The sequence below is a fragment of the Luteolibacter sp. SL250 genome, assembly GCF_026625605.1.
In the GTDB taxonomy this organism is placed as follows: domain Bacteria; phylum Verrucomicrobiota; class Verrucomicrobiia; order Verrucomicrobiales; family Akkermansiaceae; genus Luteolibacter.
The window spans coordinates 656,921-674,380 of record NZ_CP113054.1 but is presented as its reverse complement, the minus strand read 5'-3'; the positions used below and the strand labels follow the sequence as shown (position 1 = coordinate 674,380).

Genomic DNA, 17,460 nt, shown 5'->3' with positions numbered 1-17,460 from the left:
CTGTTCAGTTCAATTTGAATTTTTCCTTGGTTTTACACCCATTCCCGAAAGCAACCACCCCGAATGGGCGTTCTTTCGGACTTGCCGGAACCTCTCCGGCACTCTGGAGTCCTCAAACGAAGCCCCGAACGATGTCACAGCCCTACCCATCCCATCCCTCCGTTCCCACCGGCAAAAGCTGGTGGGGCCAACTCGGCCCCTATCAGCGTCTCGTGTTCGTCGTAGCGACCCTCGCGTGGTTGTTCGACTGCCTGGACCAGCAGCTTTTCAACCTGGCGCGGAGTCCGGCGATGACCTCGCTGTTGGGCCAGAACCAAACCATCGACCTGGGATTCATCACCACTACCGCCCCCACGCTGGCCACCACCATTTTCATCCTCGGCTGGGCCACGGGTGGCATGATCTTCGGCTCGCTCGGTGACCGGTTCGGCAGAGCAAAAATGCTCTCCACCTGCGTGTTGCTCTACTCGATCGCCACGGGACTTTCGGCACTTTCGGTACATTTCGTCGACTTCTGCATCTACCGTTTCGTCACGGGTCTGGGTGTCGGCGGGGTGTTCGGCTTGGCCGTGGCGCTGGTCGCGGACACGGTTCCCGGTGAAGTCCGCCCGCGGGCGCTGGGGGTACTCCAGTCGTTCTCCGCAGTGGGCAATGTGAGCGCCGGATTCATCGGCCTCGCCATCGCGCTGACACACTTCGGTGACAGCCCGACCTACTGGAAGTGGCTGTTCGTGATCGGCGCTCTGCCAGCCTTCCTCGTCGCCGTGATCCAGATGCGCATGAAGGAACCGCCAGCATGGCTTGAGGCGCGCGAGCGTGCCACCGCCCAAGGCAAGAAGGCCGGCTCCTACAAGGATCTATTCGGCCACCCCACCTGGCGGAAGCATGCGCTGCTGGGCATGACTCTCTCCTGCGCAGGGGTCGTCGGACTTTGGGGCATCGGCGTTTTCTCCAGCGACCTGGTCGGTGACATCATCACCAACAGCCTGCGCGAAGCGGGAGCCGGAGCACAAGAAATCAGCAAGGGCAAGCAGACCTGGATGTCCATCAACTTGTTGGCATTCAACGTCGGCGCGTTCGCCGGGATGCTCGCCTTCACCCGTGCGACCGAGGCGTGGGGCAGGAGGAAGGCGTTCGCCATCTCATTCATCGGCTCCTTGCTGGTGACGGTCTTCGTCTTCCAGAAACTGGGAACCATCAACGGCCGCTGGGACATCCTTTGGATGACCCCGCTCATGGGCTTCTTCCACCTCACGGTGTTCGCCGGATTCTCCATCTACCTTCCGGAGCTGTTCCCGACCCGCCTGCGGGCGACGGGGGTTTCGTTCTGCTACAACGTGGGTCGCTATCTGGCAGCCCTCGGTCCGCTGCTGTTGGGGACGATGATCGCCACCTTCGCCAAGTCCGCGGAAGCGGAAGCGGTGAAGGCCGCGGGAGCCTCCGTTTCGGACTCCGCGCTCGCCGCCCTGAAGGCCGCCGCGAAGATCGATGCCTTCCGCGACGCCGCCTCCTGGATGTGCGTGATCTTCCTGCTCGGCGTGGTCGTCCTGCCGTTCCTCCCGGAAACGAAAGGCCAGCCGCTGCCGGAGGATTGAGATTTCCGCATTGCGCCGCCTTGTAATCCCACTAAAAACCGCTCCCATGCCCAAATTCGTCAAGATCCTGATCTGGATCGCCGTTTCGCTCCTAGGCGCCGCCGCCGTGGCGATCGCCGCGTTCCAGAGCGGCGAGAAAGTCAACGCCCTCTGGCTCGTCGTGGCCGGTGCCTGCGCGTTCGCCGTCAGTTACCGCTTCTACAGTTCCTGGCTGATGGCCAAGGTGCTGGTGCTCGATGACCGCCGCGCCCCCCCTGCCGTGACCAAGGCGGACGGCAAGGACTACGTGCCCACGAACAAGTGGGTCGTGTTCGGCCACCACTTCGCCGCCATCGCCGGCCCGGGTCCGCTCGTCGGTCCGGTGCTCGCCGCCCAGTTCGGCTACCTTCCAGGAACCCTCTGGATCCTCATCGGCGCCACGCTCGGCGGCGGTGTGCATGATGCGGTGGTCCTGTTCTCCTCCATGCGCCGAGAGGGCAAGTCGCTCGGCCAGATGCTCAAGGACGAGGTGAACCCCGTGGTGGGCATCGTCGCCCTCTTCAGCCTTCTGGCGATCATGACGATCATCCTCGCCGTGCTCGGCCTGGTGGTGGTCAAGGCGCTCTCCCACAGCCCGTGGGGCCTGTTCACCATCGCGATGACCATCCCGCTAGCGATGATCATGGGTCTGGCGATCCGCGGTGGCATCAGCGTGAAGTCCGTCACCATCGCCGGTGTCATCGGCCTTTTGGTCTGCGTGTGGGCCGGCGGGCTGATCAAGCCGGGCTCAGCACTCTACGGCGCCCTCACCTGGTCCTCCACGGATCTGGCCTGGGCCATCATGATCTACGGCTTCTTCGCCTCCGTGCTGCCGGTGTGGCTACTGCTCGCGCCGCGGGACTACCTCAGCACCTTCATGAAGCTGGGCACCGTGGCGATCCTCGGGGTTTTCGTCATCATCATCGCGCCGAAACTGCAGATGCCCGCCGTGACCCAGTTCGTGGACGGCAGCGGCTGGGTGGTCCCCGGTCCTGTGTTCCCCTTCGTCTGCATCACCATCGCCTGCGGAGCCATTTCGGGTTTCCACTCGGTGATTTCCTCCGGCACGACGCCGAAGCTGCTGGAACGGGAAAAGCACATCCGGCTGGTGGGCTACGGCTCCATGGTCACGGAGATGCTCGTCGCGCTGATGGCCATCATCGCCGCCTGCTCCCTGCAGCCGGGTGAATACTTCGCCATCAACACCCCGGTCGCCCTGAGCGACGCGCCGATCTCCGCCCCGGAGAACCAGGCGGCCCTGCAGGGCGCGGTGGACAGGGTGAACTCCGTGAAGAACCCGGACGGCACCGCCGCATTCCCCATCACGATGGAGCGGATGAACACGATGGCGTCCGACATGGAGGAGCCCACCCTGATCGGCAAGACCGGTGGCGCGCCGACCTTCGCCGTCGGCATGGCGGTGATGTTCGATTCCGTGTTCAAGAAGTTCGGCCTCGGCCACGGCCTGCTGGGCCTCTGGTATCACTTCGCCATCATGTTCGAGGCGCTGTTCATCCTGACCACGCTGGATGCGGGCACGCGGGTGGGCCGCTTCATCATGCAGGACCTGCTGGGCAGCTTCTACAAGCCGCTGGGCAACACGAAGTCCTGGGGTGCGAACGTCCTCACCAGCGGCCTGCTGGTCGCCGCCTGGGGTTATTTCCTCTATCAAGGGGCGATTGATCCGAACGGCATCGCGAAGAGCCTGTGGCCGCTGTTCGGCATCGCCAACCAGCTCCTGGCGGTGATCGCCTTCTCGCTGGGCACGACGGTCATCATCAAGATGGGCCGGGCGAAGTACGCATGGTGCACGATGGTGCCGCTGGCTTTCCTGGTCTGCGTGACCTTCACCGCCGGCTACATGAAGATCTTCTCCACCAAGGCAGCCGGATTCCTTCCGGAAGCGGACAAGCAGAAGGCCATCCTGGAAAATGCCGCCAACCTCACCGCAGCCCAGATCAAGGCGGCGGAGACGGCGCTGTTCAACGCCCGCATGGACGTCGGCATCACCGCCATGTTCATGGTGCTGGTCGCTGTCATCGTCATCGGCTGCGCCCGCGAGTGGATCAAGGTCATCAACGGCACCAAGAAGGCCGTCCTCCACGAGGGTCCCTACGTGGCACTCGACGGGGAGAAGGCCTGATCCGGATATCCGGCTCCCAATCCCAAACAAAAAAGGCGCGGTGCGAACCGCGCCTTTTTCATTTGATGGGGAGAGGAGTTCCGCCGGTCACTTCTCCAACGCTTCCTTCAGCGCCGGAAAGGTGACTTTGACCGAGGCTTCCTTCGTCGGATGGACGCCATCCTTGACGTAGGTCTTGAACAACTCCCCGTCCTCTTCGCGGATCTTCAGCCAGTTCTTGTTGTGATCGACCAGCAACAGGCCACGCTCCGCGGCGACCTTCCGGTAGACCTCATAGTAGGAGGGGAGTTCCGGACGGATGGATCCGGAGCGGTTGCCGTTCGGCGCGTCCCACGCGGGGTTCATGGTCTGGAGGATGATCTCCGTGCCCGGCAGCGCCTTCTTGATCCGGTCGATCATTTCCCCGAGATTTTTCCCGCACTGCTCCTGCGAAACGGCGGCCGGCTTGCCCTCATGCTTGCCCGCGTCGTTCACGGCGAACTCGATGATCACCGTGTCCGGCTTGTTCCCTATCACGACCTCATCGAGCTTCTGCAGCCCGACGATCGAGTTTTTCCCGGATTGCCCGCTGTTGATGAAGTTGACCTTTGCTTTGGGATTCACGGTCACCAGCCAGTCGTTCAGGGCCTTCGTCCATTCGCCGCCCCTGGTGAGGCTGGTTCCATAGACGACGACGGTCTGGTCTTTCCCCGCCTTGAGATTGTCAACGAGCTGTGAGGCGGAACAGAGGCCCGGAGCGAAAAGCAGCAGCGCTGCGGCGGACAGAAAGGTTTTCGTTTTCATGGGATGGATCGGTTATTTTTCCAACATCTTCTTCACTTCGGGGAAAGTGACCGCCACGGAGGCCTCCGCCGACGGATGGATCCCGTCCGCGACGTAGGCCCTGAACTGTTCCTCGCTCTCCGCGCGGATCTTCTCCCAGTTCCTGTGATGATCGATGAGCAGCAGGCCGTGCTTCGCGGCGACCTTGCGGTAGCTCTCATAGCAGGCCGCCAGATCGGGGCGCTTGGTGGCGGAGCCGTTCCCTTTCGGGGAGTCCCACGCCGGGTTCATGGTCTGGATGATGATCTCCGCGTCCGGCAGCTCCTTCCGGATCCTTTCGATCATGGTCTCGAGGTTCTCCCCGCTCTGTTTGGCGGAGACCCGCTTCTGCTCCTCCGGGTAGAGGAATGCGTCGTTCACGGCGAACTCGATGAACACGGTGTCCGGCTTCTTCGCGATGACCACGCTGTCCAGCTTCGCCAGGCCGACGAGGGAGTTCTGGCCGGACTGGCCGCCGTTGATGACATTCACCTTCGCGGCGGGGTTGATGGCGGAGAGCCATTCCTTGGTGGACGACACCCACTTGCCACCGGCGGTGAGGCTGGTGCCATAGACGACCACGGTCTGGTCCTTTCCGGCCTTGAGGTTATCGACCAGTTTTGAGGCGAAGGCCGGGGAAATGGAGAAAAGACAGAGAAGGAGGCACAGTCGGAGTTTCATGCGATCCAAGTGGATGCCACCTGGTCTCCCCGCCGTCGAGATGGATTTGAAGGATGCCGCAAGGGCTTCCCCTGAGGAAATCCATGAAGTGCATATTTTTCACTTTGCAAACCCGGGATCATCCCTTAGTCCTCCCGTCCGCCTGAAACAAATGGTGGTCGTAGCTCAGTTGGTAGAGCCCCGGATTGTGATTCCGGTTGTCGCGGGTTCGAGTCCCGTCGATCACCCCATCTTTCTTATCGGGGATCCCTGAAGTGGGTCCCGGACAAGGGGGAAGGAACCCCCTGGATACTGAACGATGCAGCCTCTAGAGAGCAGGATTCAATACAAGTTCCGCAATTCACTTCTGCTGGCGGAAGCGCTGACCCATCCGAGTCTGGCCTACGAGTCACAGAGGCCCCATTTCGACAACCAGCGGCTGGAATTCCTGGGAGACGCGGTCCTCCAACTGATCGTCACGGAGGAACTCTACCGGATGTTCCCCGACTTCACCGAAGGGAAGCTCACCAAGCTGCGTTCCCGTGTCGTCTCCCGCCGCGCGCTCGCCCGTTTCGCGATGGCGATCCACCTGGGCGACTACGTGCTGCTGGGGAAGGGCGAGGAAGCGACCGGCGGCCGCAGGCGGCTTTCCACGCTCGCTGACGCCTTCGAGGCGTTGATCGGCGCGGTCTATCTGGATGCCGGTCCCGGCCCGGCGACGAAGCTGGTGCTGCGGCTTTTCGAAAGCGAGATCGGTGCGATGGCCTCCAGTCCGGAGGAACGCAATCCAAAGGGAGAGCTGCAGGAATGCCTGCAGGCGCTCCATCCGCAGGCCCCGTCCTACCGCATCATCGGCGAGACCGGACCGGACCACCGCCGGGTCTTCCAGGCGGAGGTTTCCTGGCGGGACAAGGTGCTGGCCACTGGCAAGGGCAAGAGCAAGAAGGAAGCGGAAGCCCGCGCCGCCGCGGAAGCGCTGCGCTCCCGGGTGTGGGAGGACTGAACCGGTTCACTCCCGCAGGATGCCGCGCCGCAAGGCCTCGCTGATGGCCTCCGCGCGCACGTTGACGCCCAGCTTTTCGTAGATTTTCCGCAGGTGGTGCTTCGCTCCATCCTCGCTGAAGCCGAGGACGCCCGCGATTTCCTTGTTGGTGAGACCCTTCGCGACGAGATCCAGCACCTCCACCTCACGCTTCGACAGCTCCGGCAGGGAGGCCCGTTCCTTGGCCAGGTCCAGGATCTCCTTGGGAAACCACCGCTCCCCACGGAAGACCGTCCGGATGGCCTCCGACAGCTCCGGGAGCTTCGATTCCTTCAAGAGGTATCCGGCCACGCCTGCCTTCACCGCCTGGTGGATCTCCTCCTCCCGGTCGAAGCTGGTCAGCAGGATGACCCTGGCTCCGGGAAATTCCTTCCGGATGCGCCCGGTGGCCTGGATGCCGTCCAGCTTCGGCATCCGCAGATCCAGCAGGGCGATGTCCGGCTGGTGCTCGCGGAACAGCGCCACCGCCTCCTCCCCATCCCCCGCCGTGGCCACCACCTTGAACTCCTTGCGGAGTTTCAGAAGCGACTTCAGCCCCATCAGGACGATGTAGTGGTCGTCCGCAAGCAGCAGACGGATGACGGGTGAGGCGCTCATGATTGCAACGGTACGGTGGCGGTGATGCGGGTGCCCGCGGAGGAACTGGCCACCTCCAGCACACCGCCCAACCGGGTGATCCTTTCCTTCAGGGAGCGCAGGCCGAAGTGCCCCTCATCCGGGCCGGGGACGGTCACGGGATCGAAGCCGCAGCCATCATCCACGATCTCCAACCTGGCGGAGCCGCCGGACACGCCGACCGAGATCCCCAGTCGCCCCGCGCCGCCATGCCGCAGTGCGTTGGACAACGCCTCCTGTCCCGCCCGGAAAAGATGGATGCGGATCCGCTCCGGCAGGGAGGCGATGTCCCCGGAACGGTTGACGGTGACCTCGCAACCCGCACCGCTCTCACGCGCCACCTTTTCAAGCGCGGTGGCCAGATCCTCACCAGCAAGGGCGCTGGGGCTCAGATCCCACACAGTCCGCCGCAGATCCTCCCTGCCCCGGTCGAGCAACCGCTTCGCCAGCGCCAGATGATCTTCCGCGCCGATCCCCTCCTCCGCCAGATTTCCAGCGACCTCAAGCTGCATCGCCGCTCCGGAAAGGGATTGGGAAATCGTGTCATGCAGGTCCGCGGCGAGCCGCACCCGCTCCGCTGCCACCAGCTCCGCGTCATGCCGCGCGCGGATCTCCCTCACCAGCAGGTCGCTTCTTTTTCCCACCCGCCGCCGCAGCACGACCACCCACAGGAATGCCCCGGCAAGCACCGGTCCCAGGGCCATCAGCACGCCCCCCACCGTCAGCCATGAGCGGCTCCCGCCGATCTTGATCGCCCTAGCGTCCGGCAGTTGCAGGTCGAACCCATCCGCGCCTTTCCCAAAGCGCCCCGCCACATCGCTGAAGCCCACACGGCACACGCCCTCCACCACGACCTCCACACCGGGTTCCAGCCCCTCCGGAAGGACTTCACCCTCCGGCAGGATGGCGCGGAAATCCCGCTTTTCCGCTGCGATCACCAGCGTCTGCCGGTCTCCTTCCCGGAGGGTTTCCTTGAATCTACCCGCCATCCTCAGCAGCCGCGCCTCCCGGTCCGTCCCTCCACTTTCATCCAGCAACCGCTGGGGGGAGATCTCCTCCGGTTCCACCAGACCCGCGACGCCGGTCCGCTTCACTTCCGCGTTCTCCAGCACCACCCTGCCACCCGCCAACGAGGGAAAGCCCGCCGCCACCACCCTATCCCCCAGACGCAGTCCGCCCGGTGCATCCGTCCGCAGCCGGATGGCGTGTCCTCCCCGCTGCAGGACCACCAGCCCGTCCGGCCAGCAGAGCGTGACCACCCCTCCCGCCACCTCCCGGTGGGCCATGAAGTCTTCCACCGGCAGGACCAGCAGTTCCTCCAGCGAGCGCTCCTCCAGCTTTTCCCAATCTCCGGGTGCCTGCTTCAGCACCTCGATCTCCTGCGGATCGGACACGGTCACGAACGTGCTGAACGGTTGGAAATTCGGGCCGCGCCAGGAGTTGCACACACCCCGCACCTTCACCTCCACATCCGGCACCAACTTTTCCCGCACCGCGTCATCAAAGTGTGAAACCCACACCCGCAGCCGCCTGCTTTCCGGCCCGAGATCCAGCACCAGCCTCGTCGGCGGAACCCCTTCCTCGATCTTCACCGCGCGGATCACCCCCTGAAACTCGATGTAGTTCGCGTCCTTCGAGCCGTCCCGCAGTTCCAGCGGGCTGACTTTCATCGGTTCCGGCAGCCCCACGACGGGACCCACCGTCAGCTTCCTCACCTTCACCCGCGGACTCGGCGTCTCCTCGGCCGTAACGCCCTCGATTTCCACCTGCTGCCCGGCCACCAACTGGTCGCCCACTTTCCCATTGAGGCTGGCGACCACGCCGCCCGTCCGGTCCTGGAGAATGAACTCCGGGTATTCCTTCCCCCTCACGGATGTCACCACGCCGGAGATCCTCACCGGGTGTTTCTCCGCCAAACGCGTGGGCGTCATGGCGCGCAGCTCCGCGGAACTGGTGAGCACCTCCCCTACCGACATCACCTGCAGGCAGGCGAGGATGGCGGGGATCTTCAGGGCTCGGAGCATCGGAGGAACGTCACAGATCATCACGCGGCCGCCCACTACACGTCCGTGTAGTGGACCACTTGCCGATGGAATACCATCCTAGGCCAAGCTTCCGGAATCCTGTTCCGCAAACCCATGAAAAAAACCTCCCCGCTCGTTCTCATGGCCTGCCTCGGTGGTATGGCCATGTCCCACGCCGCCACGGTGGCATCCTACCAGTTCGATGGTGCCAGCGGCACTCCGGTTTCATCGGACACGGACACGAACTCGACTCCCCAGCCGTTCGGCGTCGGTTCCGGAATCAATGGCAGCGCCCTCCGCTACTCCACCTACAACTCCACCACCGGCAACCGCTCCGCGGCGATGTTCACGGCGGAAACCAACGGTACCGATGAAGCGACCACCATCGCCGCCAACGACTATTGGACATTCACCGTCACCGCGGTCACCGGCACGCTCAACCTGGACACGCTGAGCTTCAACCACGGCGGCTCCGTCAACATCGAGAGTACGATCTTCGTCCGCTCCAGCATCGATGACTTCGCCACCACCATTCACTCCACCGGCGCATACGTCGTCTCCAGCGGGGGCGGAGTCAGCGGCTTCACCCCGCCCGGCGGCTCGTCGCCGCATCTGGCGGTCGTCAATCTGGCGTCCATCCCCGCCTACCAGAATCTGACCACCGTCGAGTTCCGCATCTACGGCTTCGACAACAGCGCCACCACCGCGGACACGGGCGGTGTCCGGATCGACAACGTGCAGCTCACCACCATCCCGGAGCCTTCCACCCTGCTTACGGCGGCCATCTTCTCGCTGATACCCATCACCCGCAGACGCATCCACTGAACAACATGATCCGATCCCTACGAACCATCCCTTTCCTCGCGGCCCTCATCGCCACCGCCCACGCGGAGGACACCATCAATGCCGATGTCTGCGTCTATGGCGCGACGCCTGCGGGCATCAACGCCGCCATCGCCGCCAAGCAGGAAGGCGCGAGCGTCATCCTCATCGAGCCGTCCCGCTGGGTCGGCGGCATCCTCGGCGCGGGCATCAAGACGAAGCAGGACTGCCCGGAACCAAGGGCGGTCGGCGGCCTCACGAAGTCGAAGATTTTCACCTTCGGGAATTTCCCCAGCCATCTGCGCCGCGACTTCGAGGCATGGCTGAAGGAAGAGAACATCGGGATCGTCCGCGAGCACCGGGTGAAATCCACCACCAAGGATGGCGCGAAAATCACCACGGTCACGCTCGAAAACGCCCCGCCGGACAAGGAAGGCATCCCGATCCCGGAAGCGCTCCCCGGCTCCCCTGAAAAGCAGGTGCAGGCGAAAGTGTTCATCGATGCCTCCTATGAAGGCGACCTGATGGCGAAGGCCGGGGTTTCCTACTCCGTGGGCCGCGAAGCCGCTTCCGAGTTCAACGAGGAACCGGCGGGCGTGGGCAAGCAGACGAACTGGACGCCCATCGACCCCTATGTGAAACCCGGAGATCCATCCAGCGGTGTGCTGCCGCTGGTGGACCCCGATCATGGCAGGCCACTGGGTGCGGCGGATGACTACACCCAGGCCTACAACTACCGTTACTACGTGACGGATGAAGCGGACAACAAGGCCGAGTTCGGCGTTCCTCCGGGTTATGACGCGGCGCAGTTCGAGCTGGTGGGCCGGTTCGTGGAGCACCTGAAAAAGGTGCATGCGGACGATGCCAAGAAGCTGGACGAGCGCCTCTCCGCCATCTTCCCCGGCTGGATGAACTCCGGCGAATACAACTACCAGCGCAACTCGCTGGTGACGATGGCCCCTCTGAACGTCTCCCGCTTCTACCAGGACGGTGACTATGCCACCAAGTCGAAGGTATGGCGCCAGCACCGCGACTATCTCGCCGGCCTCCATCACTTCATGTCCACCGACCCGCGCGTGCCGCAGGAGTTCCGGGAAAAGACCGCGAAGCTGGGACTGAAGCTGGATACCCACCCGGACACCAACGGCTGGCCGAACCAACTCTACGTCCGCATCTCCCGCCGGATGGACGCTCCCTACAAGCTCAGCCACAAGGACGTGCTCAACAAAACGGACGAGAAGGATGCCGTCGGACTCGCCCTATACGGGGTGGACACCTACCCGCCGCGCCGCTACGTGGCGAAGCACCCGGAGAGCGGCCAGATCGGTGTGGCGACGGAGGGCAACATGTTCATTGGCGGACCGAAAGGCACCGGGCATCCCTACCCGGTTCCCTATCGCTCGATCACACCAAAGGCGGAACAATGCGAGAACCTGCTGGTTCCCGTCTGTTTCAGCGCCACCTACATCGCCTACGCCTCCGCACGGATGGAGCCTGTCTTCGCCGTGCTGGGGGAGTCGTCCGGCGTCGCCGCCGCCCAGGCGGTCAAGGCGGGACAGAAGGTGCAGGAAGTGGATGTCCCGAGACTGCAGGCCCGCCTGAAGGAACGCGGGCAGGTGCTTTCGTGGGAGCCGAAGTAAGACTCCATCACCAACCTTTCCTGAAGCCCGGCCTCCGCAAGGGGCCGGGTTTTTCTTTGGCATGGCGCACCAGCTTCGACCGTCATGCAGACAAATTTCCCGCCTGGCGGGATTTTCCCAATGAATGCGAATGCCGGATGAAATCCAGATACGCGACGCCGTCCCTGCGGATGCACCGGCCATCGCGGACATCCATGTCCGCTGCTGGCAGGCGGCGTACGCGGGTATCCTGCCGGGTGACCATCTGGCCGCGCTTTCCATCGGAAAACACACCGCTTTCTGGGAGGGCGAACTCGCCGGAAGCGGGAGTATCACGCTGGTATCCGTCCGGGAAGGATCGATCACCGGTTGGATTTCCGGTGGCGGCAGCCGCGATGACGATGGAGCGAAGACATCCGAGATCCACGCCATCTATGTCTCCCCTGACTGCTGGGGCGGCGGCAGCGGAAAAAAATTGATGGAAGCCATGGAGCGCCATTTCCCATCCGGATCTCCCATCACACTGTGGGTGCTGGAACAGAACCAGCGCGGCATCGGTTTCTACCAACGGCTGGGCTTCACAGCGGAAGGCATGACGAAGAGAATCCGGATCGGCGGGGCGGAGCTGGCGGAGATCCGGCTGCGGAAGGAATGGACTCCGCGGGACATTCGGGAAATGATGGCAGGACCATGAAATCGTTCATTCCAGCGTTGGCATGTCTGGGCTTGGTGTTCCCCTGCTCCTCGCATGCGGAGGAGATCCTGTTCCATGCAGGACCTACGGTCGCGGTGCCGGATGCCGTGATGCTGGACCCGACACTGAAGGCCGATCCGAAGGGGGATGACCTCCAGTTCATCTATGAATTCTTCATCGGCTCCGAGCTGCTCGCGCGGCTGCCCCACGCATCGGGCATGCCTCCGCTTTCCGCCGCGAAGGCGATCGAGCTGGCATCCGCTTCAGTGGAGCCGAAACCGGAATCCGGTGGACTGCCTGTCCGGAAGCTCGACCTGATGGAGGACAACAAGGCGGGGAAAAGGATCAGCTACTATCTCATCACTCTGAAGGTGGACGACAACGCCGAGAGCCACCGGGTGGTGCTGATGGATGGGACGGTGCTCAAACCGAAGCTGAGGAGGATCGACGGGAAGTAACAACGACCGGACCACAGCCCGCTATCCCTTTGAGACAAGAAAAGCCCCGGCCGCAGGTGCGGGCGGGGCTTCGTGAATGCTACAGGCGGATCAGCCCTTGCGGGTGGCGGAGTAGGCGCGGAGGTAGCCGACGCACTGGGCGATCTCCGTGACGTTGTTTTTCCAGTTGAATTCGTACTCGATGGTGACGTTGCCGGCGAAGCCGTGTTTGCGGACCTCATCGAGGATGGCGAAGTTGTCGATCACGCCGGTGCCGAACGGGCGGTCGCGGCTCGGCTTGCCGACGATCTCGCGGTCCTTCATGTGGAAGGAGCGGACGCGCGGAGCGATCTTTTTGATGACTTCGAGCGGGTCCAGGCCCGAGGTGGCCCAGTGGCCGAGGTCCGCGCAGAAGCCGATGTTCTCATGGCGGTCCTTGATGGCATTCCAAATGGTGTCCGGATTCCAGAGAGCCGTTGGCTTCGGATGGTTGTGGAAGCAGACCTTCACGTCGTATTCCTTCGCCAGTTTCTCAAGCGTGTCGAGGGAGCCCAGCGACTCGGTGGTGACGCCGTAGAGGCCGAGTTTTTTCGCGAACTCAAACACCGGTCGGGCCTTCGCCTCGTCCTTGTCGATGCCGGTGACGCCGAAGTTCACGGCGGCGATCTTGTTCTTCTCGAGGTGGGCCTTCAGAGCCTGGATCTTGTCGTCCGCCATGTCCGGCCCCAGCTTCGTGTCATCCTCCGGGGAAAGCTTCTGGCCGGGGAAGATCTCGACCCCGGTGGCACCGGCGGAAGCGGCCTTTTCGATGGCTTCGAAGAGGGTGAATTCCTTCAGCGACCAGCACTGGACGGAAATGGCGAAGCCGGCCTGGGTGGCGGCGGAGGCCGGGATGGGGGCGGCTTTCGAGCGGAGCGAAAGAAGGGCCGCGGCGGCTGGCACCATCGTGAGAAGTTTGCGTCGGTTCATAGGATTTGCGGCCCGAGAGTGAGCGAAAAGCAAAGCGGCGCAACTCCCGAATCCAGGAGCCGCGCCGCGGAAATGCCGGAACAAAACCCCGCGTCAGGGGATCTGGGCCCTCAAGCGGTAAAAGACTTTCCCGGTGGCGTGGGTCCTGTTGTCGGTGACGGTAACCGTGCCTGCGGATTCCGACACGGTCGCACTCACGCCCACGCTGCTGGTCATCGCGGCACCCGCAGTGCTGGTCGCCAGCACCGTCCAGGTGGCGGCCCCCAGGTCCGGACTGGCCTCCAGATAGAGGGTCAGGTCGCTGCGGACCGGAGTGGTCGCCCGGTTGAACCTCACCGACGCGGGGGCACCTGCCACCTGGGTCAGAACGGATGGGGTCGAGCCCTTCGGAGCCGTCCCCACCGCATATTCGATGCCGTTCTTCACGCCGTCGAAGTCCGCGTCATAGTCGGCGGCGGATTCACCCGTCGAGAGGCTGTTGTTGTTCGCCCACTGCTGGTATGGGGTGAGGGCGCTGCCGACATACAGGGAACCGCCTCCGAGAACGACGTTCTCTTTCGTCACCTTCCCCGCGGGTTGGGCGGCTCCGTCGATGTAGACAGCGGCGACGGCGACGTCACCCGTGACGTGCAGCTTGCCAGCGCCACCGGTGGCGGATGTGGCGATGTAGATCGTGGATGAAGGATGCAGGTTCCCCGGTCCGACCATGAGGGTTCCGTCCTGGACGCGGGTCTCCCCCTTGTAGGTGTTCTGTCCTCCGAGTTGAAGCGTGCCGGCCCCGGACTTGATGATGCCGGAGGCGTCACTGCCGCTGAGAACCCCGTTGAGCAGGGCATCAACATCCGCACTGCCGTTCGCCACCTCGATCTTCCGGCTGCGGCCGTTGAGGTTGATGTTGTTGCGCAACTCCAGCATGGCGTTCGCCCTGGAGGAGGACAGCTTGAAGGTGTAGTCCCCATCCGTCTCGGAATCCGGCTGCGTGAGGAAACGATCAGCTCCCCATACGAGTTGCTGGCTGCTCGGGACGCCGGAAATGTCGTAGGTCGCGAAGTGCACCACTCTCTTGGGGATCGGCACCGAAGGGGTCGGCGCCGCAGTGGAATAGGCGCTCATTCCGGAGTCTCCGTAAAATGCGATGCCGCCGGCCGGGGTGGTTCTCAGCGGCTTCGCGAAATCCACCTGATCCCATTCGGGATACAGCCCGAGGCTGAAGAAGTCCGCGTTCACCTCGAGGACGCCGCCCTCCGCAACCCGGAAGTTGCCCTCCGATGGGAAGAGGATCTGGCCGCGTGAAAGGCGCACCGTGGAGCCGTGGAGGAAGAAGTTGTCCGTCTTCTGGAAGAATCCCACGTGCTCGGTGAATCCGGTGCCGCCGAAAATGAGGAACTGCTGGTCGAAGTCGGCTTCGATTTTGAACTTGGCGTTCGGCTCCAGATAATTGTGGAACCAGATCGGCTGGGTGTTCGAGTTGAAGAATTCGGCATTGGAGATCGTCACATTGTTGTTCCCTGTGATCAGGATGCCTTTTCCGCTGTTCTGTCCGCTGCCCATCCCCGGGGAAAAGCGGCCGGTGTTCAACGACAGGCTGATCTCGTTCTCAAAAGCGACGGCAGGGGCCGTCGAGTCCAACGTGATGGTGTTGAACAGCATGTTCTCATAGTTGCCGGCGGTGTCCCAGATCCCGCTGGCGCTGTATTCCCCTTTGGTGATCCTGTAGTTCTTGGTATTGTCGTTGAAAACGGCGGTCGCGCCGTTGGTATAAGTGACAATGTTGGAGTCCGCGGTGGAGGCGCTGATCTTGACCAGGTTGCCGGAGGTTCCGCCGCTCAACGTCGGGAACCCGTAGGTTCCATCCTTGTCACGCAGGATCAGGTTGGCACGGCCGTTGGTGGTCGTGGAGGCGTTCGCCATGAGCACCCCGTTCACAACCCTCATGGCGTTGTTGGAATTGAGGGCGGTGATCGTGAACGAGTTGTTGGGATTGCTTGAGATATCGATGAGGTCGTTGCGCTGCGTGCTGCCTCCGTGGGTAAAGGTCGTGGCGGTGAGGTTGACCCGGTTCTCAAACTTCAGGGTGGCCGCGGTGTGCTGGTTAATCGCAAGCTGGAAGGTGCTGAACGTCTCCGTGGTTCCGCCGGTGGTGCCCTTGATGCGGATCTCACCGGCGTTCAGGTGGACCGCTCCGGTGCTGACGGGATCCGCCCCGGCGCTGTAGTCCAGGGTCAGGATACCGCCGTTGTTGCGGGTGGTCCCGGTATAGGTGTTGGTGCCGGCGAGCGTCCAAGCCGCCGTGCCCTGCTTGGTGACGCCAATCGCCGTATTGTTGCTCGTGTTCGGGATGATGCTGGCGATTCTGTTCTCACCCGGTGCATAGCCAGTGAGAGTGAGGGTTCGCCCCGAATTGCCTGAGTGGACGATGGTGCCGGTATTGGTGAAACGGAGGGGACCGTGACCGGAGGAGTCGATCATGGAACTGGCGCTCATGGTGAACAACCGGTCGGTCTGGGCCGCCGGTCCGACATACATCAGGCGTCCGCCGCTGAGGAGCACGCTGGACGCGGTGGAAGGGGAACTTCCGATCGAGGAGTTCTGGCCTCCATCACCAATCTGATAGATCCGCAGCGATCCTTCACGGATCTGGATCCCGCCGCTGTCGGAGCGGGTACCCAGGAGGGTGAGGGTACCAGGACCACTCTTGGCAAAACCACGGGTGCCGGAGAGGGCACCGTCCCAGGTGAAGTCGGACAGGGCACCCATGCCGAAGGCGGCTGTCCCGCCACCGGTGGTTGCCATGGTGGGCAGCGCGGCATACTCAGTCTCGCTGAAACCACCCGCGCCAACCATGGCGACAATCGTGTTGGCGTCTCCGTTAAGGACGATGGGATTCGCCCCAGTACCCAAGGAACCCGGCCGACCGAGCGTAAGCGACCCCCCGTTGAGGGTGATCTTGCCCGCTCCCGTGAACGTGTTGGTACCGGACAGAGACAGACTGTGCGCTCCGACGGCAATGTTACCCGTAATCGTGTTGTTCCCGGACAATGCCAGGTTCCCGCCGGACAGGTTCACAGAGGAAAGGGTGTTGTTCCCACTCAGGATCAGAATACCGCCACTTGGGGTGACAGTCAGCGTGTGGCCGCCCTGAGTGATGGGACCTGATATGGTGCCGGTGATACCGGAGTTGACGTTGATCGTCGAAGGTCCCGTCAGCGTCACCGCCCCGGAGACAATGGCGCCGGTGGTGTCGAAGCGGATCGCCCCCCGGGCGGCCGCACCGCTTCCGTTGAGGGTGAACGCCGGGGTGAAGGTGGATCCTGTGGCAAGGATCATGCTTGCGTTCGCCCCAACCGAGACAGTGCTCAGGGTATTGATGGCACCTACGTTCAGCGCTTCGACAAAAATCCCCTCATTTGAGCCTGCGGAGAGCGAAAGGGTTCCGGTCCATGCGTTGTTTCCGAACAGCCGGAGCATGGCCAGACTGGTGGTGGTGGAGCGCGTGATGTTGATGTTATTCCCTAAAATGGTGCTGGTGATGCGGTGGCGCTTGGTCGCCGTATCGGTGCTGTTCGATCCCCTGACGTCGATGGTCGATCCGTCCGCGAGGACAATCTCTCCGCCGCTCAGGATGTAGCTGTTCTCGGTGGTCGCGTTGAAGACCAGCCCTGCGGCGTTCACGGTGTTGGAAACCGTGATTGTCCGGCTTGCATCGGCCGTCGCGGTGATCCCCGCGTTGGTCTGGCTGCCGAAATGGGCGACGTTTCCGGCCGCATTGTTCCACGATACGTTGGCGGCGCCGTCCCACCAGCTTGTGCCGCCGGCGGCCCATGTGCCGGCCCCCTGCTGGGCGCCACTGGTCGCGGAGTCAGTATCCCAATACCAGGTGGCTGCCAGAGCCGGGGAGGAACCAAGGCTGGTCAGGGCGGCCAAAGCCAGAGCACGACGGAGGAAAGCGGGAAGGCGAGAGGGTTTCATCGGGTTTTGGGGTTTTTAAAATGTATATACACCAAAAAGGTATGATCCCAAC

At 63.0% G+C, this 17,460-nt stretch carries 13 protein-coding genes and 1 tRNA gene; 8 read left to right on the top strand and 6 right to left on the bottom strand.

Annotated elements, in window-relative coordinates; genetic code table 11:
- The first annotated feature begins 131 nt into the window (after window positions 1–131).
- Together OVA24_RS03015 and OVA24_RS03010 are read left to right on the top strand one after the other, a co-directional pair.
- The gene (locus OVA24_RS03015) at window positions 132–1,595 is read left to right on the top strand and encodes an MFS transporter (RefSeq protein WP_267673379.1); all 1,464 of its coding nucleotides are present in this window, start codon (window positions 132–134) and stop codon (window positions 1,593–1,595) included.
- 46 nt (window positions 1,596–1,641) lie between these two features.
- Entirely contained in the window at window positions 1,642–3,756 is a 2,115-nt protein-coding gene (locus OVA24_RS03010; protein WP_267673377.1) for a carbon starvation CstA family protein, read from the top strand.
- Window positions 3,757–3,843: 87 nt separating this feature from the next.
- Here the strand turns inward: OVA24_RS03010 and OVA24_RS03005 are convergent, their stop codons facing one another.
- Window positions 3,844–4,539, bottom strand: coding sequence for an SGNH/GDSL hydrolase family protein (locus tag OVA24_RS03005; RefSeq protein WP_267673375.1), 696 nt, complete (start codon window positions 4,537–4,539; stop codon window positions 3,844–3,846).
- Between the two features lie 12 nt (window positions 4,540–4,551).
- Complete coding sequence (locus OVA24_RS03000) at window positions 4,552–5,238, bottom strand: SGNH/GDSL hydrolase family protein (protein WP_267673373.1); 687 nt, start codon at window positions 5,236–5,238, stop codon at window positions 4,552–4,554.
- 154 nt (window positions 5,239–5,392) lie between these two features.
- Between OVA24_RS03000 and OVA24_RS02995 the strand changes: the two genes are divergently transcribed.
- Together OVA24_RS02995 and rnc are read left to right on the top strand one after the other, a co-directional pair.
- Window positions 5,393–5,468: transfer RNA gene (locus tag OVA24_RS02995), tRNA-His, on the top strand.
- Window positions 5,469–5,536: 68 nt separating this feature from the next.
- Window positions 5,537–6,220, top strand: coding sequence for a ribonuclease III (gene rnc, locus OVA24_RS02990; protein ID WP_267673371.1), 684 nt, complete (start codon window positions 5,537–5,539; stop codon window positions 6,218–6,220).
- Window positions 6,221–6,226: 6 nt separating this feature from the next.
- On the opposite strand, the gene OVA24_RS02985 is transcribed toward rnc, so the two are convergent.
- Window positions 6,227–6,856: a response regulator transcription factor gene (locus tag OVA24_RS02985; protein WP_267673369.1), complete on the bottom strand. Its 630-nt coding sequence runs from the start codon at window positions 6,854–6,856 to the stop codon at window positions 6,227–6,229.
- Window positions 6,853–8,898, bottom strand: a complete 2,046-nt coding sequence (locus OVA24_RS02980; protein ID WP_267673367.1) for a sensor histidine kinase — start codon at window positions 8,896–8,898, stop codon at window positions 6,853–6,855. The genes OVA24_RS02985 and OVA24_RS02980 overlap by 4 nt, the downstream gene beginning before the upstream one ends.
- A 114-nt stretch (window positions 8,899–9,012) precedes the next feature.
- On the opposite strand from OVA24_RS02980, the gene OVA24_RS02975 reads away from it, so the two are divergent.
- The 4 genes from OVA24_RS02975 to OVA24_RS02960 all read left to right on the top strand — a co-directional run bounded on the left by OVA24_RS02975 (window position 9,013) and on the right by OVA24_RS02960 (window position 12,491).
- Window positions 9,013–9,723 (top strand): hypothetical protein, encoded by a 711-nt coding sequence (locus OVA24_RS02975; RefSeq protein WP_267673364.1) that lies wholly within the window; start codon window positions 9,013–9,015, stop codon window positions 9,721–9,723.
- A 5-nt stretch (window positions 9,724–9,728) separates the two neighbouring features.
- On the top strand, window positions 9,729–11,360 hold the full coding sequence (locus OVA24_RS02970; protein WP_267673362.1) for an FAD-dependent oxidoreductase: 1,632 nt from the start codon (window positions 9,729–9,731) through the stop codon (window positions 11,358–11,360).
- Window positions 11,361–11,490: 130 nt separating this feature from the next.
- Window positions 11,491–12,033 carry a GNAT family N-acetyltransferase gene (locus OVA24_RS02965; protein ID WP_267673360.1) on the top strand — a complete coding sequence of 181 codons (543 nt, stop codon included), beginning with the start codon at window positions 11,491–11,493 and terminating at the stop codon, window positions 12,031–12,033.
- Window positions 12,030–12,491: a hypothetical protein gene (locus tag OVA24_RS02960; RefSeq protein WP_267673358.1), complete on the top strand. Its 462-nt coding sequence runs from the start codon at window positions 12,030–12,032 to the stop codon at window positions 12,489–12,491. The genes OVA24_RS02965 and OVA24_RS02960 overlap by 4 nt, the downstream gene beginning before the upstream one ends.
- A 90-nt stretch (window positions 12,492–12,581) precedes the next feature.
- On the opposite strand, the gene OVA24_RS02955 is transcribed toward OVA24_RS02960, so the two are convergent.
- Window positions 12,582–13,439, bottom strand: coding sequence for a sugar phosphate isomerase/epimerase family protein (locus OVA24_RS02955; protein ID WP_267673357.1), 858 nt, complete (start codon window positions 13,437–13,439; stop codon window positions 12,582–12,584).
- 93 nt (window positions 13,440–13,532) lie between these two features.
- On the bottom strand, window positions 13,533–17,408 hold the full coding sequence (locus OVA24_RS21340; protein ID WP_324287885.1) for an autotransporter-associated beta strand repeat-containing protein: 3,876 nt from the start codon (window positions 17,406–17,408) through the stop codon (window positions 13,533–13,535).
- Window positions 17,409–17,460 lie beyond the last annotated feature (52 nt).